The organism is Bacteroidota bacterium, from assembly GCA_016706255.1.
In the GTDB taxonomy this organism is placed as follows: domain Bacteria; phylum Bacteroidota; class Bacteroidia; order Chitinophagales; family BACL12; genus UBA7236.
Genome location: JADJJZ010000003.1, coordinates 937,580 through 957,862, shown reverse-complemented (window position 1 = coordinate 957,862; position 20,283 = coordinate 937,580). Strand labels below are relative to the sequence as shown.

Below are 20,283 nucleotides of genomic sequence, written 5' to 3'. Positions count from 1 at the left end.
CATAAAAAAACCCTCGCCGAAACGAAGGTTTTAAATTATTTTGAAGGTTGTTTATACTGAAGTAGGCAATTTTACAGACATCATGTAGTTAATGCCGGGAATCGCATTTTCAGTTTTTATTTCTTTACCCTCAAGCGATGTTTTGATATAATGGTTTATAAATGCATAACCACCCTGCACTTCAACAACGTGAATTTTATTTTGCTCATCGATGGTAAAGGTTATTACCACATTTTTTTCATCCGGCTTAGGTAATACAGATGCGGTTGAAATTTTCTTTTCACCTTCCGATTTGGCGTATTGCTGATGCGCCGTTTCATCAATTATGGCTGCCGCTTTTTTTACTAAATCTTCGTTATCCGGTTCATCGCATGCTTTAGCTACCGATAGTCCGGTGAAAATAACAAGTAATAAGGTTATCAGCTTTTTCATAATTCGGGTTTTACAAAAGTGCTTTAACGCACTGTGAAATTAAAATACTTTATGTTAATATGGTATATCATTAACCATTATTAACGCTTTGACGCATGAACTATGCCTAAAGTTACAGTGAGGTGACAAATTTTAACATCTTTTTTCGACCAATGCCAAAAATGAACGGATGAAGTGGTAAAATTGAGGGCGAATTTGTTGTGAAAATGGAGATTTTAATCAGAAAAGCGATATTACAGGATGCTCAGACGCTGGCTACACTGGGGGCTTCAACTTTTTTTGATACCTATCATGCCTTTAATACAAAAGAAGATATGTCGAATTATTTAGATAAATACTTCACTATCAGCAACTTAGAAGCGGAATTACAAGAAAAAAACACTACTTTTTATGTAGCTGAAACAAATGCACAAATGATTGGTTATATAAAACTGATGGCCGGTGGAAATACGTATATTCCCGAAATAAAAGCGATGGAAATTGCCCGGTTTTATGTATCCAATGCCTTTAAAGGGTTAAAAGTGGGTAAAAAATTAATGCAAACCGCCGAAAATTTGGCAGCGACTACAGGCTGTAAAGCAATGTGGTTAAGTGTTTGGCAAAAAAATCCGCTTTCGGTTGAAATCTATAAAAAATTAGGTTACAACATCGTCGGCAACACAACTTTTATTTTAGGGGCAGATATTCAGGACGACTATATCATGGTAAAACACTTAGATATATGACCTTTAGTGTTATAATTCCAACTTATAACGAAGAGCGGTTTATTCACCGGCTTATCAGGCATCTGCAATACATTAGTGCGGGGCTTGAGGTAGAGATTATTGTATCTGATGGTGGCAGTACCGATAAAACCCTTGAAATGGCCTCCAGGCTTGGGGTGCACACTATTTTATGCCCGGTAAAAGGACGAGCCGGACAAATGAACTATGCTGCACAAAAAGCAAGTGGCGAAATTTTATTTTTTGTGCATGCCGATTGCCTCCCGCCATCATCTTGTTTCAAATCTATAATGGCCCAAATCAAAGCCGGAGCTGAAGCCGGTTGTTTCAGGTACCGTTTCGACTCCGACCGTTTTTTGTTGCGTGTAAATGCCTACTTTAACAAATTTGGCGGCCTCATTTGCCGTGGTGGCGACCAAACCCTGTTTATTAAAAAAACTGTTTTTCAGTCCCTCAACGGTTTTAACGAAAAGTTCACCATTATGGAAGACTACGACCTGGTGCGACGCATTCAAAAAAAACATCAATTTGTTGTAATACCGGAATATTCATTGGTTTCTGCAAGAAAATATGATGAAAATACATGGGTGAAAGTAAATTTTGCCAATACTGTTGCGATGTTGTTATTTGTAACTGGAACAGCCTCTCCGCAGCGCATAAAATCAACTTACCACAGCCTCATTAAACATCCTAAAGACAGTTAGGTATCTTTGCGGCATGTTTTCAGGAAAAGTTATTTGGATAACCGGCGCCTCTTCAGGCATTGGGGAGGAGTTATCAAAACAACTCGCTAAACAAAAAGCCAAGCTCATTTTATCGGCACGACGTATTCCTGAACTGGAACGGGTGCAACAGGAATGTTTGCAATACACAACCGATGTTGCCATTTTACAGGTCGATTTATTGGATAATACTGCATTACCAGCCATCGCCGAAAAAGCAATTGCACTTTTTGGTCGTATTGATATGCTCATCAATAACGGTGGCATCAGTCAGCGCTCATCAGTTTTGGAAACTACAGCCGACGTGGAGCAGCGCATTATGCAAACCAATTATTTCAGTGCCATCACTTTAACAAAAGCTGTTTTGCCGCAAATGGAAAAAAACGGATTTGGAAATATCATTCTCATGAGCAGTATAACCGGAAAAATAGGTGTGCCAAACCGTTCCACTTATTGTGCAAGTAAACATGCCATTATCGGTTATTTTGATTCACTGCGCGCTGAATTAAAAATGCGTAGTTCACCGGTGAATATTAATATTATTATGCCGGGTTATATTCATACCAATATATCTATTCATGCAGTAACAGGCGATGGACGGGAACAAGGGCTTATGGATAAGGGTCAAGCAAATGGTATGTCGGTTGAAGTTTGTGCAAAAAAAATAATTACTGCCATCCGAAAAAATAAAAAAGAAGTATTAATCGGAAGAAAAGAAATATTAATGGCATACTTTAGAAGATTTATACCCTCCCTTTATTACAAATTAATAACTAAAGTAGCAACAAAATAATTATTAAAAATTAAATTACAATAGTCAGCAATGAAACCAATTATCAGTGGCATTCAACAGGTAGGAATTGGAAATCCGGATGTTCATAAAACATGGAAATGGTACCGGGAAAAATTTGGCATGGATGTTAAAATTTTTGAAGAAGCAGCAGAAGCAAATTTAATGTTGCCTTATACCGGTGGCAAACCGCACAAACGCCATGCTGTATTAGCTGTAAATATGAATGGCGGGGGTGGATTTGAAATATGGCAATACACGTCACGTACACCTGTTGCTGCAGCATTTGATATACAATATGGCGATTTAGGTATTTATGGTTGCAAGATGAAAAGTCGCGACATACAAGCAACTTATGCATTTTTAAAAAACCAACAGGTAAATATTTTAGGTGGTATAAGTAAAAATCCAAATGGTGATGACCATTTTTATTTGCGCGATTTACATGGAAATATTTTTGAAATCGTAAAAGCTAACGATTGGTTTGGCAAAACAAATTTTACAACCGGTGGAAGTTATGGTGCCATAATTGGTGTTAGCGATATTGAAAAGTCAAAAGCATTTTATGCCGATATATTAGGTTTTGATAAAGTAATTTATGATAAAGAAGATGTATTTAGTGATACTGCTGTTTTAACCGGTGGTAATATTAAATCGCGCCGTGTGTTATTAGCACAATCTGAATCGCGTCGCGGACCTTTTAGTAAATTATTAGGCAATGGTGAAATAGAATTAGTAAAAGTTTATGACCGTTTACCAAATAAAATATTTGCCAATCGTTATTGGGGCGATTTAGGATTTATTCATCTTTGTTTTGATATTCAGGGAATGGATAAAATGAAGGCATTATGCGCATCAAAGGGTTATCCGTTTACTGTAGACAGTGGCAACCACTTTGATATGGGCGAAGCTGCGGGTCATTTTAGTTATATAGAAGATCCAGATGGCGCACTTATTGAATTTGTTGAAACACATAAAGTGCCCATCTTAAAAAAATTCGGCTGGTATTTAAATCTCAAAAAACGCGACCCGAATGAGGCTTTACCTAATTGGATGGTGAAGGCCATGGGATTGAATAGGGTGAAGTAAGGGGATTGAAAAAGATTGAAGCAAAATTGAAACAAGATTGAACAAGATTGAGCGAGATTGAACAAGATTGAAGCAAAATTGAAACAAGATTGCAGCAAGATTGAAGTAAGCCCGATACTTAATGGAAGAGCGGGATTGATTGATTGATTTTGCTCCAGTCTATATGTAATATGCATTTTATTTGGGGGGATGTAAGTTCTGAACATCCGCGAATCTTGTGATGCAATTAACTTTACTCCATTTGAGTTTAAATAGTCAAAATTAATTAGTAATTTTATTAACGGTAACTGAAAAATTGGCTCCCAAGTTAAACTTATGAAATATGCACTACTTATTTATGTAACATGCTTCACCATAAATTTGTATGCTCAAAAAGAAACTAACAATTGGGTATTTGGTGATTCACTTTTAATGACATTTACCGACACTGGGATTAACTGTGTGCAAATACCGACTAATATAATATATGAATCAAGCGCATCTATTTCTGATGGCGTTGGAAATTTGTTATTTCATACAGATGGCAAGATACGTATGGAACAAATTGCATAATTTAATGCCAAATGGATGTTGCTTAAATGTTGATCAATATGGAGTTTATGCATCTAGTATAACACAAGGTGTGATTAATTATTCCAATACCGGTAACAATTCAAATTTATTTTATATTTTACAAAAGCGAAAATAACATATAAGCTATAGTCTTGTAAATATGAATGCAGATGGTGGGTTAGGGGATGTCGAAATGCAAAATCCGCCCATATTAAATGATACTCTTATGGAAAAAATGCATGCAGTAAAACATGCAAATGGAAGAGATTGGTGGCTGGTGGTGCACGAAAGCATTCCTAGTTTTAATCCAGGGTTAACAAATAAATTTTATAAATTTTTAATCACACCAGATGGAATTTCAGGTCCCTTTATTCAAAATGTTGGAAATTTAATTGATTTTTATACGAGTATTGGTGAAATGATTTTTTCACCTGATGGCAGCAAAATAGCATTAACAGGATATAATTTCGTAGAACTATTTGATTTTGACAGATGCACAGGTGATTTAACTGAATTTGCTTATATTGATAATTTTGATACCCCATCTTTCACCACTTATGGTTTTTCATTCAGCCCTGATGGTAACAAAATATATTTATCAGATAAAAATGTTCTTTATCAATATTGTCTAAATTGTAATGACAGTATTGAAGAAACAAAAGTGTTATTATTTGAAAACCCCTATGGTGGGTATTTTATAGGGCAACATGAATTAGGCCCTGATGGAAGAATATATTTTATTATCGGATATAATCTAATACCAAATAACATATATACCTACAAGAACATGAATCTTTGTGTAATTAATGAACCAAATTTGCTAGGAGACGCATGCAATATTGATACATCAACAATATGGTTGGGTGGCAGAAGAGCTATAACTGGTTTACCCAATATGGTTAACTATAGCCTCGGCGCTATTCCGGGCAGTGAATGTGATACATTGGGCGTAAATGTAATCACCCTTGAGCATAAAGAAATATTTTCTGTTTTTCCAAACCCAACAACAGACATACTGCATATAAATTATTCCGGTACTGAAAATGTGTTTTACACACTTACCATAACCAATGCCACAGGTGCTGAGGTTTTTAAATTGCAAAATTTCAATTCCAATAAGGAAATAAATGTAAAATCATTTCCTGCAGGTGTTTATTTTTATACAATATATGCTGATGATAAAAGTATTCAGTCGGGAACAATCGTAAAAAATTAATTGGACATCAGTTCTGCTTCACTTATCTGTATATCATTTGCTACTTTGCTTTTTGTCGGGTAATTCAATGCCTGAGCCAAAATAAGCACGATAGCAACATATAAAAATATTTGTTGTTCTTCTACCAGTAAACCAACGATACATAATAATGTTGGTCCTTCAATTAATGCCAGACGAATAATAAATGCTGTTCTAAAATTTTCTAATTTTTGTTTTACATTATCCATCTCTTGTATTTTGGCTATTCTCGAACTATACAGGGCACGAGAACCCATAATTCCGATAACTGCAAAGCCAATTGCGATAAAAAACAGCGGACTTTGTCCCGTTTGTTCAACCGGTTGATTTCCTGATTGAATAAATAAACATACACCTAAAAATAAAATAGGTCCGGTAAATAACCCGATAAAAAGAATTTGTAATGTTTTTAAGTATCCGTTAACCTGCGTTGTCATATTATTGAATTTTTTGGTGAATAAAATGTAAAATGGCATTAAATAAATCTTCTTTTTCTGCTTCATTATGCATTTCGTGATACAATCCCGTAAATGCTTTATAAGTAATTAAATCAGGCCGCATTGCTGCAAACTCACCGCTTGCATGATGATCGGTTAAGCGGTCTTCTGTGCCATGCGCAATAAATAAGGGATAATGTAATTCACCGGCGTGGGTTAAAATGGATTTACCATGCGTTAATATTTCAAAAAAACCGGCAGCAGAAATTTTTCCATGCACCAGTTTATCGTTTTTGTATTTTTCTACCACAACTTTATCGTGCGAAATTAAATCCGGATTTAAACCTGTTGGTTGCAATAACGCGGGAAAAATTGATTTTACCGTTTTACCCAACGCCACCTTCCATGCAGGCGGTTCAAATGCCAACCGAATCCACGGTGAAGTTGCAATATAACCTGCTACCGCTTGTTTATTTTGTAATGCGTGATTAATCACCACATTTCCACCCATACTATGTCCATATATAAATATAGGTTTTCCGGGATAACGGGCTGTTACGTCAGCATACAACATATCAACCGTTTCAAGATATTCTTCAAACTTATTCACGTGCCCCCTTGCACCACCCGATTTGCCATGACCTATTAAATCTGCCGCATAAAAGTCAACCTGATGGGCTACAAAAAACTGTGCAACATGTTCAAACCTCGAACTATGGTCGCTCTGGCCGTGAATATGACAAATTACGGCTATCGGTTCCTTCTCCCCTGTCCAGCTTTGTTCAAAAATTTCCTGTCCCTTTTTGTTATGTTTTAGGTAAGTGGTATGTTGCATGCATATTAAATTATGTGATAAATATATAAATTTATTTACAGGTATTATCTTCACAGCAAATAACAGTATGAAAAAACTGAAACCCATTCTCAAAATCGTCGGCTGGCTGGTGCTGGTTGTAGTGCTTTACCTTGCAGGTGTAATTATTTACGGAACAGTAACCGATTATAAACGCGATCCCGGCGCACAAGAGGTGGCCGATATTAAAGGAAAGGCTGCTGATTCAAAACAAATTGATTCGGTAATTACACTCATGTGCTGGAACATCGGCTACAGCGGTTTAGGTAAGGAAATGGACTTTTTTTATGATGGCGGGAAATCAGTTCGTGCACCACGCGAAATTTGGGATAAAGATTTTCAGGGTGTACAAAAAATAATTAGCGAAAATGCTGATGTCGATTTTTATCTGATTCAGGAAATCGACCGCGAATCAAAAAGAAGTTATGAAATTGATCAGGTGCGCGAAATCAATCATATTTTACAGGGATATGCTTCCAGTTTTGCATTAAATTATAATGTAAAATTTGTACCTGTTCCATATACCAATCCAATGGGAAAAGTATTTGGTGGCGTTGCCACATTTTCAAGATATAAACCAACTGAATCTACACGCATACAATACCCCGGAAAATTTCCATGGCCAACCAGAATATTTTTTCTCGACAGATGTTTTCTTACACAACGTTATCCTTTAGCAAATGGCAAAGAATTAATTGTAATAAACACACATAATTCCGCATACGACGAAACGGGTGAAATTAAAGATGGTGAAATGAAGGCATTAAAAGAATATGTGGAAGCAGAATACAAAAAAGGAAATTACGTAATTGCCGGTGGCGATTGGAATCAATGTCCACCCAATTTCCAAAAAGATAAATTTATTCCCAAATCGGGATACGACGGCTTTATGCCGCCATCCATGAGCTTTGATTACACACCCGAAAACTGGATATGGGCCTACGATCCCGATGTTCCAACCAACCGACATCTTGAAACACCTTTAGATGAAAATACCTTCAGAACAATTATTGATTTCTTTTTGATTTCACCTAATATTAAATTACTGAAAATAAATACCATTGATACTAAGTTTGAATACTCGGATCATCAACCTGTGAAGATGTCGATTCAGTTAATGTGATGGTAATTAGCTGATTAGCAAATTAGCTGATTAGCTAATGGGGGTTCTGTGAATGATTCGAATTCTGTGCTTCGATTTCTTATTTGCCACAGGCAAATAAGTGATGATTTTGAGTAAAAGGAAAAATTAAATTATTACGATAAATCAATAAGCAAATTGTGAATAGAACTCTAAATTACATTTTTACGATAAATCCATTAGCTAATTTGCTAATCAGCTAATTTGCTAATTAAAATAGAACTCTAAATTACATTTTTACTAAAAATCCATTAGCTAATTTGCTAATCGGCTAATTAGCTAATCAACCAAAGCTTATGAAATATCTCATTGCAATTGATCAGGGCACTACCAGTTCGCGGACTATTTTGTTTGATGAAAATTTAGTTGAGGTTGGGCGTGCACAGAAAGAATTTGAACAAATTTTTCCTAAGCCGGGCTGGGTGGAACATGATGCTGAGGTAATTTGGGAAACACAGTTGGAAACACTTCGTGAAGTATTAGCAATTGCACATGTTTCGTTAGATGATATCGCCGGTATTGGCATTACCAATCAGCGCGAAACAGTGGTGGTGTGGGATAAAACTACGGGTAAACCTGTTTATAACGCCATTGTCTGGCAAGATAGAAGAACGGCGGATATTTGTGAGGATTTAAAGGCTAATCAATTAGAAAATTATATTCGCGATAATACCGGACTGGTGATTGATGCCTATTTTTCGGGAACAAAAATAAAATGGATTTTAGATACTGTTCCGCAAGCAAGACAATTAGCTGCAGAAAATAAATTATTATGCGGCACTATTGATTGCTGGCTGATATGGAAATTAACAAATGGTAATGTACATGCAACTGATGTTAGTAATGCATCCAGAACCATGTTATTTAATATTAAAAGTATTCAGTGGGATACACATTTATTACAAACATTAAATATACCTGCCAACATTTTACCTGAAGTAAAAAATTCCATCGACCAATATGGTTTTGCAAATATTGGTGGGAAAGAAATTCCGATTTTAGGTGTTGCCGGCGATCAGCAGGCTGCCTTATTCGGACAGCGATGTTTTGAACCGGGAAGTGCAAAAAATACATATGGAACAGGCTGTTTTATGTTAATGCAAACAGGTGCACAATTGGTGATATCTCAACAAAAATTATTAAGCACTATTGCCTGGGGCATAAATGGTAAAATCAGTTATGCATTAGAAGGAAGTGTATTTATTGGTGGTGCTGTTGTGCAATGGCTGAGAGATAGTCTGCAAATAATTTCCAGCAGCGACGAATCGGAATATATTGCTGCTTCATTACATGATAATGGTGATGTGTATTTTGTCCCTGCATTTACCGGACTTGGTGCGCCACATTGGGATATGTATGCAAAAGGAACTATTTCCGGATTAACACGCGGCACCGGCAGAGCGCATATTATTCGCGCAGCATTGGAATCGATTGCATATCAAACACGCGATGTGTTGCAGGCAATGAATAAAGATGCCGGCATTATTTTAAAAACATTACAAGTTGATGGCGGAGCAACTGCTAATAACTGGCTGATGCAATTTCAAAGTGATGTTTTACAGACACAGGTTGTAAGGCCAGAATATTTAGAATCTACTGCATTAGGTGCTGCGAGTTTAGCGGGTATTGGTGCGGGGTTGTTTACGATGGAAGATTTGTCTACACAGCCACTTACATCGACCAAATTTAAACCCAAAATGAAATTGATGGAAGCGGATGAGTTGTATTTTAAATGGCATACGGCGGTGGATAGAGCAAAGGGATAATGGACGGATTTTAAAGGGAACACGGATTGAACGGGTTGAACGGATAGGGGACGGATTTTTTTTGGAACGCTGAACCCGGCAAGCGGGTCGCTGATTTGGGCGGATTTAAACTGATTTTTTTGGGATGATGTGTTTGAGGATGCCGCAAGCGGAAGCTGATTTTTTGTGGGATGTTTTTGAAATGGAACACGGATTGAACGGGTTGAACGGATATGGGACGGATTTTTTTGGAACGCTGAACCCGGCAAGCGGGTCGCTGATTTGGGCGGATTTAAACTGATTTTTTATTGGATGTGTTTGGAAGATTCCCGCTAGCGGGGAGCTGATTACTTATTTGGGTGGATGGGATTTGGTGCGCTGTGGGATCTTATAACACATAATCTAAACATTTTTCCTTAGCGTTACTTTGCGGCCTTTGGTTCTTTGTGGTAAAATTTCGATTAATGGGATTTTTTGGACGAGGGTGAAAAGGAACGCGGAACCCGGCAGGCGGGTCGCTGATTTTTGCTGATTGAAGCTGATTTTTTATAGGATGTGTTTGGAAGATTCCCGCTAGCGGGACGCTGATTTTTTGTGGGTTGTATTTGAAAGGGAACGCGGATCCCGATTGCTATCGAGACGGGTTGAACGGATATAGACGGATTTTTTAAATAGATATGTGTGGGGATTCCGCAAATGAGTGCTAATTTTTGTGCGATGAAATTGAACCTATTTTATCCATTTTTTAATCCCATAAATCAATTTTCTCCCTTTATTAGCAAAAATCAGCCAAATCTGCGGCCCGTAGGGCTCTGCGTTCCCTTTTCTATACATTCCACGGTTTGCCGTATCTTTGCGCCTGCAAAACTTAAACTGAGGAATTATGAACTACGATGTAATTATATTAGGAAGCGGACCCGGAGGATATGTTGCGGCTATTAGAGCTTCGCAATTGGGCTTAAAAACTGCCATTGTTGAACGCGCTGAATTAGGTGGAATTTGTTTGAACTGGGGTTGTATTCCTACCAAAGCATTATTAAAAAGTGCTCAGGTTTTTGAATATATGAAACATGCGGCTGATTACGGTATCCAAATTAATGGCGCCACAGCAGATTTTGCCGGAATGGTAAAACGCAGTCGCGACGTTGCCGGCGGAATGAGCAAAGGTGTTCAGTTCCTCATGAAAAAAAATAAAATCGATATTATTGAAGGTAGCGGAATTGTAAAACCGGGAAAAACAATTGAGGTTACCGATAATGCCGGTGGTAAAAAAATTGTTGCTGCCAACCATATTATTATTGCAACAGGTGCACGCAGTAAAGATTTACCAACCATGAAACAGGATGGTAAAAAAATTATCGGCTATCGCGAAGCAATGAACCTTGCGGTGCAACCAAAAAAATTAGTTGTAGTAGGTGCAGGTGCAATTGGTGTTGAGTTTGCCTATTTCTATAATTCAATCGGCACTCAGGTTACCATTGTTGAATTTATGGATCGTATTGTGCCTGTTGAAGATGAAGAAATTTCTAAAGAATTAGCGCGCAATTTCAAAAAACAAGGTATTACCATTATGACTTCATCATCAGTTGAAGGTGTTGATACTGCAGGCGAAGGTTGTAAAGTAAAAGTGAAATCGGCAAAAGGCGAAGAAATAATTGAATGTGATATTGTATTAAGTGCTGCCGGCGTTGTTGCCAATATCGAAAATATCGGACTGGAAACTGTTGGTATAAAAACTGAAAAAGGTAAAATAACTGTCGACAAATATTACAAAACAAATGTTGACGGATATTATGCTATTGGAGATGTTACTCCCGGCCCTGCATTAGCACACGTTGCCAGCGCAGAAGGTATTACCTGCGTTGAAGCAATTGCAGGTCATAAACCCGAAGGCATTGATTATAATAATATTCCGGGATGTACTTATTGCTCTCCTGAAATTGCCAGTGTGGGCATGACAGAAGCTGCTGCAAAAGCTGCTGGATATGAATTAAAAATCGGAAAATTTCCATTTACGGCAAGCGGAAAAGCAAAAGCCGGTGGCAATCCTGAAGGTTTTATAAAATTAATTTTTGATGCTAAATACGGTGAGTTTTTAGGTGCCCACATGATTGGTGCAAATGTTACTGAAATGATTGCTGAAGTAGTTGTAGCTCGTAAATTAGAAACAACGGGACATGAAATTATTAAAGCAATTCATCCACACCCTACAATGAGTGAAGCAATTATGGAAGCTGCGGCTGCTGCGTATGGTGAAGTAATTCATTTATAATTTTTAATTAAATAGATAAAAATTTAAAAGCCTTGTTTTTAGACAGGGCTTTTTTTATGTTGTTGATTTATTAATTGATCTGCTGTTAAGTTTTAAATTTGTCAAATGGTCCACATACATTTTTATTCAAAGGAAGAAATTATTTCCAGAACAAAACATCGTCACGGTGAAACCAAAATTGGTGAAACGGTTCATACCATTCAGGACACCGAAAACTGGGAGCAACAATTAAAATATGATCAGGCAAAATTTGTCGTGCTGGGCATTCCTGAAGACATTGGTGTTCGCGCAAATCACGGTCGCGGTGGTGCTTATGCCGCCTGGAAACCGAGTCTCGATTTTTTATTAAACATGCAAAGCAATCAGTTTTGCAACGGCAAGGAATTACTGATTTTAGGTCATGTAGATATGGATGATTTAATGGAAATGGCCAACGGATTAAACTATAAATCAGATACGGATATTGAAAAAGCAAGATGGTTAGTTGGCAAGGTTGATGCACGTGTTTGTGCCGTAATTGAAAAAATAAGTGCAGCGGGTAAAATTCCAATTGTAGTTGGGGGCGGACATAACAATGCTTATCCGATAATTAAAGGTATTAATCTTGGAAAAAAACTGCATGGCATTCACGTAATAAATTGCGACCCGCATAGCGATATGCGTCCGATGTTGGGGCGTCACAGCGGCAATGGATTTTTATATGCTTATCATGAAAAATATTTAACAAAATATGCGGTGTTCGGATTACATGAATCCTATAATATTCACACCGCACTCGCGTTGTTTGAACAACATTCAGCGGATTTACATTATGAAACTTACGATGATATTTTTGTCCGCGAACAAATCAGCTTTGAGTTGGCTTTAAATAATTGTATTCATTTCTGCAAAAATGCACCTTGTGGTGTTGAAATAGATTTAGACTCCATCCAAAACGTTCCGGTAAGTGCACGCACACCAAGTGGTATGTTACCTGTTGATGTCCGCAAATACGTTTACCACTGCGGCACTTCATTAGACGCCTGCTACCTCCACATTGCCGAAGGTGCGCCGGTTTTGGCCCATAAACAAATGGACAATAAAACCGGAAAACTCGTTGCTTATATTATTACCGATTTTGTAAAAGCAGTTGCGAAACGTCCTTTATAAATAACACATTACAATCTCCCTAAAAAAATAAATTTGGTGAATTAAAAAAGTGCATCTACCTTTGTGAATGAACGTTCATTCATAATGAAAACAAATCAGAAAGACCACATCATGGAAACGGCCCTCCGCTTGTTTGCGGAAAAGGGTTACGGCAGCACATCAATTGCAACCATAGCGCGGGAAGCCGACGTTGCACAAGGGTTGATGTATAACTATTTTACTTCAAAAGAAGATTTACTGTTAGCCATTTTGGAAACCGGCTTTGCGGATGTGCAGGCGAGTATGTCGGCCTACCGCGAAAAACTGCCACCCAAAAAAGCGTTGGCATTGCATGTAGAATCAACTTTTGCTTTGGTAGCAGCAAACAAAGATTTCTGGCGCTTGTTTCACGCTATTAAAATGCAGGATGGTGTACAGCAATTTTTAGATAAGGATTATGCAAAGGCCAGAGATTATATTAACAGCACGCTGACGCAAAATTTTAAAGCATTAGGATATGCCCATCCGGCAGATGAAGCAAAATTATTTTTTACGCTGATTGACGGATTGGTAGTAAATCATTTAATGGCACCAAAATATTTCCCGTTAGCTTCAATTAAAAAAGTACTTTTTCAAAAATATAAAATATGAATACCAACTGGTTAAATACGAAGGAATATCCATTTGCACACAATTATATCACCGTAGATGGAGCGCAATTACATTATATTGATGAAGGTCAAGGCGAAGTGCTACTGTTTGTGCACGGCACACCTTCGTGGAGTTTTGAATTCAGGAATGTAATTAAATATTTATCCAAAAAATATCGCTGTATTGCTTTAGACCATATCGGTTTTGGCTTATCCGATAAACCTTCGGGGTATGATTATAGTATTCAAAATCACACGGCAACTTTATTAAAACTGATTAACCATTTGCAATTAAATCAGTTTACAATGCTGGTGCACGATTTTGGTGGAATTATTGGGTTAGCTGCTGCAGAACAAATTCCGGATAAAATCAGTAAATTAATTATATTAAATACTTGGTGCCGTTCGATTCAGGATGAACCGGAGTATAAAAAAATGAAAGGCATTTTGGGTAGTCCGCTGATGCCATTTTTATATCGCTATTTTAATTTTTCTGCGAAATATATTTTACCTGCAGCGTTTGGTGAACGTTCGCGATTAACGCCTGAAGTACATCAGCAATATTTAAAACCATTTGGCAATGCAGGTGAACGTAATGGAACAGTTTCCTTCGCAAAATCATTATTACGCGATCAGGATTATTATGAATCAATCGGTAAAATGTTACCCGTGTTAAAAAATAAACCGGTATTAATTATTTGGGGGATGAAAGATGCATTTATAACTGAAAAACATTTGTTATGGATGCAAGAACAATTTCCGACTGCTGAAGTTGTGAAATACGAGGACGCCGGTCACTTTGTGTTGGAGGAAAAAAGTGTAGTTGCAGGTCCGGTGATAGAGGCGTTTTTGGGGTGAGGAACGACGTGGTGAAATATTGAAAGGAATTAAAGTTGAGGGTAAAAATTACAGTTTCAAGTTGGACACCTTCCAGGTTTAGACCTGGAAGGTTTAAACCTGGAAGGTCTTAGAGACTATGACAATAATGCAGTCGAAAAACCCCTAAAAAGACCCAAAATCTGCCATTATAGCAGAAAAAAAGGCGCCTCTTTCGAAGCGCCTTGTATTTTATTAATTGGCGAATTAATCTACGTTGTCGTGCAAAAATGAATTATTCTTTTTTAACTCCGGTCCGTTTTCACCATTTACCACATTGTATTTCGACACATTAATTTCTCTCGCATCAGGTGTTTCTTCCAGGTCAATATTGCGACGCATATAAGCAGGCACTTTTTCAATCTCTTCCAGATTGTTGTTATTCAATTTCATGCTCATACTTTTTAAGCGATTAATTCTGTCGCTTGAAGCATTATTTACCACATCCATTTTATCGTTGTTTGTGATAAATGTTTTTGGCTCATTGCGTTGAGTATTTAAAGTAATTTCCTCTTTTTCTGCAATAGGTATAATTTCTTCTTTTTTAACGTAAGAAATTATTTCTTCCTCTGCCTGCACATCGTCTTCAACAATTTCTTTGGTTATTTTTTTAATTTCGAAGAAAGGTGCGGCTTCAATTTCAGTTTCATTTTTAATTTCCGCAATTGGTTCTTCCGTAATTTCATTTACCGGATTAACAACAGCTACAGGTGTTACTTCTATTTTATCTTCAGCAACAATTTCCGTAATTGGTGTTTCATTTATTATTTCTGCAACCGGTTCAGGATTTTTTTTAATTTCAATTTTTTCCTCTACCGGAGCAAACATGTCGAAATTAAATGCAAACTGGCGCGGATTAGTATCCTCTTCTTTTTTAATCTCTTTTTTTTCGAGTTTAACTTCGTTTTTATTTACCAGTTTAATTTCAGGTTCTTCTTCTTTTTCAACCGGTTCTTCCAAAACTTCTGTTTCTTTCGCTACTGGTGCTTGTTTAGTTGAAACCATTTCGTTGGTATCAACATGTGTGATTTTATAGGTGTTTTTTTTGATGCGGGTATTGCGTTGTTCGATGGTTTCGAAACCGGTTGCAATTACCGTTACCATAATTTTTTCACCTAAAGTTTCATCTGTACAATTCCCCCAGATAATATCACAATCGTTACCTGCTGCTTCCTGCACATAATCGGTAATAGATGCAATTTCATCCATTAACACAGCTTTAGAGCCGGATGAAATGTTTAATAAAATATTTCTTGCACCACGAATATCATTATCATTTAATAATGGCGATTCCAATGCAACACTTACAGCTTCCAATGCACGATTTTCACCTTCCGCACTTCCTGAACCCATAATTGCCAGACCGCTATCGCGTAATACTGTTTTCACATCTTCAAAATCCACGTTCACATAACCGGGAACGGTAATAATTTCGGCAATACCTTTTGCAGCAGTAGTTAAAATATCATCTGCTTTTGCAAAGGCTTCGTTCCATGCGAGGTTGCCAAACATTTCACGCAATTTATCGTTGGAAACAATCAGAATTGCATCTACAAAATGTTTTAATGTTTCTAAACCTTCATGTGCCTGCGTTCTTCTTCTTTTTCCTTCAAAGCCAAAAGGAACGGTAACAATACCGATGGTAAGAATGCCCATTTCCTTTGCCAGTTTTGCTACAACAGGAGCGCCACCGGTTCCGGTTCCACCGCCCATACCGGCTGTGATGAAAACCATTTCCGTATTTTTTTCGAGCAGGGCTTTAATTTCCTGCATACTTTCCATTGCAGCCTGTTGTCCGACACTAGGGTGTGAACCGGCTCCACGGCCTTTTGTGAGACTTGGTCCCAATTGAATTTTATTTGGAACCGGGCTCATTTCCAATGCCTGTTGATCGGTATTGCAAATTACAAAGTTCACATCTTTAATGCCCTGCATGAACATGTGGTTTACGGCATTTGATCCGCCACCACCAACACCAATTACCTTAATAATTGATGATTGTTCTTTTGGTATATCGAAATACATAATTTGTTGTAGCGCTTTTTATAAAAGGTTTACTTAGTTGGTTTATTTAAACTGCACGGTCAGATGCAGGTATTTTTTTTATTTAAAATCTGAAACGTCATCTTCCTCAAACCATTTTTTTGTTGAGCTCAGCATATTTTTAAGCCAACCCGGTTTTTCGGTTTTATTTTTTTCAGATTTATTTTCTTCATACGAATCATTTGCAGTTTCAAACGCTTCATCGTTCTCATTATTGTTCTGCATTTGATTTACGGTAACCGGTTCCTGCTGTAATACAGGTGTTGCAGTGGTTTTAGTGTCGTTTTCAATTACAACCTGTTCACGATAGTTGCGATCTTCAACACCTTTTAAAATAAGTCCAACTGCAGTTGCATACATCGGGTGACGAATATCTTCAGATTTTGATTTTGAAAGATACTCAGTCGGAAACCCTACGCGAGCATCCATTCCGGTGATATAAGAAACTAATTGAACAATATGTTTTAACTGAGCACCACCGCCGGTAACAACAATACCACCGATTAATTTTTTATGAAATCCTGATAATTTAATTTCATAATATACGTGTTCCAGAATTTCTTCCATTCTTGCCTGAATAATGCGGGCAAGATTTTCCACTTTAATTTCTTTTGGTTCACGACCTTTTAATCCGGTGATGGAAATAATTTCATTATCCTCAGTTTCTGTTGCCAAAGCACAACCGAATTTCACTTTCAGAATTTCTGCCTGATTTTTCATAATCATACAGCCTTCTTTAATATCTTCGGTAATAATATTTCCACCTAATGGAATTACGGCGGTGTGACGAATAATACCATCCTGGAAAATAGCAATATCAGTTGTTCCGCCACCAATATCAACCAGTGCAACGCCGGCTTCTTTTTCTTCTTCACTTAAAACAGATGCTGAAGATGCAAGTGGTTCAAGAATTAAATCTGTAACTTTTAATCCCGCTTTTTCTACGCATTTAAAAATATTTTTTGCTGCAGAAATCTGACCGGTGATGATATGGAAATTTGCTTCAAGGCGAACACCACTCATACCAATCGGATCTTTAATTCCCAGTTCACCATCAACAATAAACTCCTGTGGTAACACGTGAATAATTCTGTCGCCCGGAGGTAAAACCAATTTCTGCATGTTTTCAACCATGCGGTCAATATCCTCCATTGAAATCTCATTTTCCGCATCGTTGCGGGTTAAGATATCGCGGTGTTGTAAACTTTTAATGTGTTGTCCGGCAATACCAACGTAAACTTCACGAATGGTAACACCACTTTTTTGTTCTGCATCGGCAACAGCGAGTTTAATTGCTTCCACCGTTTTATCGATATTGGCAACCACACCACGCATAACGCCAAACGAATCGGCCTTACCCATGCCCAGCACTTCAATTTTTCCATTTTCGGTAATTTGTCCTACAATAGCACAAATTTTTGTTGTTCCGATGTCGAGGCCTGTAATTATCCGGTTATTCCTGCTCATAGTTGATTTTTTTTACACAAACAATCTGCCCTTTATAATCGAGTTTAATTGTTTCATATTTTTCCCAGCCCGCATAACTCAATCCATCCGCATAAAAAATTTCCAGCTTGTGAAATTTTTCTTCCATGTTATCAATTCCACCGAACTCAATTTTGTGATCACCCAATTTTGGTATCAACACATAACTTCCGTTATCAGCGACGGAGATTTGTTCAATCTGGGCATTCCAGAATGTGTTGTTGTGGATGAACCGTGTTAATTTCAACACGTTTTTGAGCACCGGGGTTTCAATCATGTTCGAGTTATAAGTGCCTTCTTGTATGTTTCCTGTAACTACAGGTACACGAGTTGTAAATTTACCGCTGATAGGTATCTTATTAGCATTTTCATTAATATAATAATTCACACCATACTTGTTAATAACCCTTGCAATTGGCTGTTTCTGTACAATTTTGATATGTAATTCACCATTTGCATCAAGCCAGGTTTCTGCATCTTGCACATAAGGATCATTTTCTAAAACTTTTTCTATTCTGCCCACATCAATTTTTTGTAATTGATCTCCTTTTACCGAGTCGCCAAATTGATGTAATAAAATTCCTTTTACGTCTTCATTATCTAAAAAAAACATGCCGCTTTCATGGTCGATAGCGATGTCAACATTTTCGCATACAATTTCATCCTGCCTCTGGGCATTAAACGATGTAAGCACCACCAAACCGATGATACAGGCCGTTAGCATCAATATTCCAAACACGCGAACTACCTTTTTTTTCCAGCTCATTTGCGCGATTTTAGGATTTCTGTTATTGGTTGAACGAGTTTATCGATATCACCGGCACCTATTGTGCAGATAATTTCAAAATCTGTGGTGCGAATTTTTTCAAGCAAGTCCTCTTTCGATAAAATACTTTTATTCGGATTGGTAATTCTAGAAAGTATGGTATCTGCTGTTACACCTTCAATTGGTTCTTCACGTGCGGGATAAATCGGCAATAAAAAAATGTTATCCGCTAAATCGAGACTGGCAGCAAAACCATCTGCGAGGTCGCGGGTTCTTGTAAATAAATGTGGTTGAAAAATAGCCGTGATTTTTTTGCCTTTATAAATTTCACGCACACTTTTTAAAAACATTCTGATTTCTTCCGGATGATGCGCATAATCGTCGATATACACTGTTTTATCATCTGCATACATGTTTTCGAAACGACGATAAATGCCTTTAAATGAATTCAATGCAGCACTGATTTTTTCAGGCGCAATTCCGAGTTGAACAGCTACGGAAACCGCTGCTACAGCGTTTTCAATATTGTGAATGCCCGGATATTTCAGCGAAAATGAAATGCCATTGCTCAGTGTTACATTACTTCCGGTCAACGTTATTTCGTAAGATTTTGCGTATAAATCTGCAGTGGTATCCTGCAACGAGTACCGCCAAACTTTTTCTCTGAGATGTGGGATAATTGGCAAATTGGATTTAATTACCATTAATCCGCCAACTTCCGTTTTATTTCCAAATTCAATAAAGGCTTTTTCTACTTCCTCCTGCGTACCATAAATTTCAAGATGATCGCTGTCCACTGCCGTTACTACAGTGATATTTGGAAATAATCGCATAAACGACCTGTCGTATTCATCTGCTTCAGCAACTAAAACATCATTTGCACCAATCACAAAATTGGAATGGAAATTTGTGCAGATGCCCCCTAAAAATGCAGTGCAATCATAACCTGAATCTTTCAAAATCCAGGTAATCATACTGGAAACGGTAGTTTTTCCATGTGAGCCGGAAACCGCTATGGTAAAGCGTTCGCGACTAATCATACCCAACACTTCAGAGCGTTTATATAAAGGATAATTATGTTGAATAAAATAATTTAATTCAGCATGCTGTTTAGGAATTGCAGGCGTATAAATTACAATATCAGCCTGACGGTCGATTAATGCCACATTATCTTCATAATGGATAAACATACCTTCCTGCTCCAATTGTTTTGTTAATGCAGTTGCAGTGCGATCGTAACCGGAAACGGAAGCGCCGAGATATTTAAAATATCTTGCAAGGGCACTCATTCCGATACCGCCGATTCCAACAAAATACACCCGTTTTATATCCTGTAATTGCATAAT

General features: G+C 37.4%; 19 protein-coding genes. 12 read left to right on the top strand and 7 right to left on the bottom strand.

Annotation, left to right across the window (positions count from 1 at the left end; translation table 11 throughout):
- Positions 1–51 precede the first annotated feature (51 nt).
- Entirely contained in the window at positions 52–432 is a 381-nt protein-coding gene (locus IPI65_05915) for a hypothetical protein (GenBank protein ID MBK7441062.1), read from the bottom strand.
- A 206-nt stretch (positions 433–638) separates the two neighbouring features.
- On the opposite strand from IPI65_05915, the gene IPI65_05910 reads away from it, so the two are divergent.
- From IPI65_05910 to IPI65_05885, 6 genes are all read left to right on the top strand, one after another.
- The gene (locus tag IPI65_05910; GenBank protein ID MBK7441061.1) at positions 639–1,157 is read left to right on the top strand and encodes a GNAT family N-acetyltransferase; all 519 of its coding nucleotides are present in this window, start codon (positions 639–641) and stop codon (positions 1,155–1,157) included.
- Entirely contained in the window at positions 1,154–1,858 is a 705-nt protein-coding gene (locus IPI65_05905) for a TIGR04283 family arsenosugar biosynthesis glycosyltransferase (GenBank protein MBK7441060.1), read from the top strand. The genes IPI65_05910 and IPI65_05905 overlap by 4 nt, the downstream gene beginning before the upstream one ends.
- A gap of 13 nt (positions 1,859–1,871) precedes the next feature.
- Complete coding sequence (locus tag IPI65_05900; GenBank protein MBK7441059.1) at positions 1,872–2,669, top strand: SDR family oxidoreductase; 798 nt, start codon at positions 1,872–1,874, stop codon at positions 2,667–2,669.
- Positions 2,670–2,699: 30 nt separating this feature from the next.
- Positions 2,700–3,755, top strand: a complete 1,056-nt coding sequence (locus IPI65_05895) for a VOC family protein (GenBank protein MBK7441058.1) — start codon at positions 2,700–2,702, stop codon at positions 3,753–3,755.
- A gap of 315 nt (positions 3,756–4,070) precedes the next feature.
- The gene (locus tag IPI65_05890; protein ID MBK7441057.1) at positions 4,071–4,307 is read left to right on the top strand and encodes a hypothetical protein; all 237 of its coding nucleotides are present in this window, start codon (positions 4,071–4,073) and stop codon (positions 4,305–4,307) included.
- A 226-nt stretch (positions 4,308–4,533) separates the two neighbouring features.
- Entirely contained in the window at positions 4,534–5,523 is a 990-nt protein-coding gene (locus IPI65_05885) for a T9SS type A sorting domain-containing protein (GenBank protein MBK7441056.1), read from the top strand.
- On the opposite strand, the gene IPI65_05880 is transcribed toward IPI65_05885, so the two are convergent.
- Complete coding sequence (locus IPI65_05880) at positions 5,520–5,978, bottom strand: hypothetical protein (protein MBK7441055.1); 459 nt, start codon at positions 5,976–5,978, stop codon at positions 5,520–5,522. The two genes, IPI65_05885 and IPI65_05880, sit on opposite strands and share 4 nt — an antisense overlap.
- A gap of 1 nt (position 5,979) precedes the next feature.
- On the bottom strand, positions 5,980–6,813 hold the full coding sequence (locus IPI65_05875) for an alpha/beta hydrolase (GenBank protein MBK7441054.1): 834 nt from the start codon (positions 6,811–6,813) through the stop codon (positions 5,980–5,982).
- A 67-nt stretch (positions 6,814–6,880) separates the two neighbouring features.
- On the opposite strand from IPI65_05875, the gene IPI65_05870 reads away from it, so the two are divergent.
- The 6 genes from IPI65_05870 to IPI65_05845 all read left to right on the top strand — a co-directional run bounded on the left by IPI65_05870 (position 6,881) and on the right by IPI65_05845 (position 14,625).
- Positions 6,881–7,954 carry an endonuclease/exonuclease/phosphatase family protein gene (locus IPI65_05870; GenBank protein MBK7441053.1) on the top strand — a complete coding sequence of 358 codons (1,074 nt, stop codon included), beginning with the start codon at positions 6,881–6,883 and terminating at the stop codon, positions 7,952–7,954.
- Positions 7,955–8,268: 314 nt separating this feature from the next.
- Complete coding sequence (glpK, locus tag IPI65_05865; protein MBK7441052.1) at positions 8,269–9,738, top strand: glycerol kinase GlpK; 1,470 nt, start codon at positions 8,269–8,271, stop codon at positions 9,736–9,738.
- An 862-nt stretch (positions 9,739–10,600) separates the two neighbouring features.
- The gene (gene lpdA / locus IPI65_05860) at positions 10,601–11,989 is read left to right on the top strand and encodes a dihydrolipoyl dehydrogenase (GenBank protein ID MBK7441051.1); all 1,389 of its coding nucleotides are present in this window, start codon (positions 10,601–10,603) and stop codon (positions 11,987–11,989) included.
- A gap of 105 nt (positions 11,990–12,094) precedes the next feature.
- A complete protein-coding gene (locus tag IPI65_05855) occupies positions 12,095–13,138 on the top strand; it encodes a formimidoylglutamase (protein ID MBK7441050.1) in 1,044 nt (347 codons plus the stop codon).
- 111 nt (positions 13,139–13,249) lie between these two features.
- Positions 13,250–13,768: a TetR/AcrR family transcriptional regulator gene (locus IPI65_05850; GenBank protein ID MBK7441049.1), complete on the top strand. Its 519-nt coding sequence runs from the start codon at positions 13,250–13,252 to the stop codon at positions 13,766–13,768.
- Positions 13,765–14,625, top strand: coding sequence for an alpha/beta fold hydrolase (locus IPI65_05845; GenBank protein MBK7441048.1), 861 nt, complete (start codon positions 13,765–13,767; stop codon positions 14,623–14,625). The genes IPI65_05850 and IPI65_05845 overlap by 4 nt, the downstream gene beginning before the upstream one ends.
- 225 nt (positions 14,626–14,850) lie before the next feature.
- Here the strand turns inward: IPI65_05845 and ftsZ are convergent, their stop codons facing one another.
- From ftsZ to IPI65_05825, 4 genes are all read right to left on the bottom strand, one after another.
- Positions 14,851–16,668, bottom strand: coding sequence for a cell division protein FtsZ (ftsZ, locus tag IPI65_05840; GenBank protein MBK7441047.1), 1,818 nt, complete (start codon positions 16,666–16,668; stop codon positions 14,851–14,853).
- A 78-nt stretch (positions 16,669–16,746) separates the two neighbouring features.
- Positions 16,747–18,153: a cell division protein FtsA gene (gene ftsA / locus IPI65_05835; protein MBK7441046.1), complete on the bottom strand. Its 1,407-nt coding sequence runs from the start codon at positions 18,151–18,153 to the stop codon at positions 16,747–16,749.
- Positions 18,140–18,937, bottom strand: a complete 798-nt coding sequence (locus tag IPI65_05830) for a hypothetical protein (protein ID MBK7441045.1) — start codon at positions 18,935–18,937, stop codon at positions 18,140–18,142. Before IPI65_05830 ends, ftsA begins: the two co-directional genes overlap by 14 nt.
- Positions 18,934–20,280: a UDP-N-acetylmuramate--L-alanine ligase gene (locus IPI65_05825; protein ID MBK7441044.1), complete on the bottom strand. Its 1,347-nt coding sequence runs from the start codon at positions 20,278–20,280 to the stop codon at positions 18,934–18,936. The genes IPI65_05830 and IPI65_05825 overlap by 4 nt, the downstream gene beginning before the upstream one ends.
- Positions 20,281–20,283 lie beyond the last annotated feature (3 nt).